The sequence below is a fragment of the Pelosinus baikalensis genome (genome assembly GCF_020819555.1).
Classification (GTDB): Bacteria; Bacillota; Negativicutes; order DSM-13327; family DSM-13327; genus Pelosinus; species Pelosinus baikalensis.
Genome location: NZ_JAJHJB010000156.1, coordinates 1 through 531 on the forward strand (window position 1 = coordinate 1; position 531 = coordinate 531).

The following is a 531-nucleotide window of genomic DNA, read 5'->3' on the forward strand; positions in this document are numbered from 1 at the left end:
AGATGCTTTTCTTGCTGCAGCGCAAGGTGTCGAGGTTGGGATCGAGTTTCAACGTAAACTCGGGACAGGCTTTTTTGGCGGTGAAGGATTCATCATGCAGAAGCTGGAAGGCGACGGAATGGCATTTGTCCATGCCGGCGGTACGATTATCGAAAAACAACTGTCACCAGGGGAAGTATTGAGAGTTGATACCGGCTGTCTTGTTGCCATGACAAAAGATGTTGATTATAATATCGAAATGGTAAAAGGAGTTAAAACAGCTTTATTTGGTGGTGAAGGCTTATTCTTTGCAACTTTAAGAGGACCAGGAACAGTATGGATTCAATCTCTGCCATTCAGCAGACTTGCGAGCAGGGTCTTTGCAGCTGCTCCGCAGGGAGGATCAGGAAGCAGAGACGAGGGAAGTGTTCTTGGGGGCGTCTTCAGAATGTTGGACGGTGACTAATTTCATGGCGTATTGTCCGCACTGTTTTTTTCTATTATAATAAGGTAACAGGATTACTAATAATTACGGGCGGATTTGCAGATTAG

At 45.4% G+C, this 531-nt stretch carries 1 protein-coding gene; it reads left to right on the forward strand.

All coding sequences use genetic code 11. From position 1 onward, the window contains the following. Nucleotides 1-445: AIM24 family protein (locus LMF89_RS25570; protein ID WP_229537607.1), on the forward strand; the 445-nt coding region annotated here is incomplete at its 5' end. Nucleotides 446-531 lie beyond the last annotated feature (86 nt).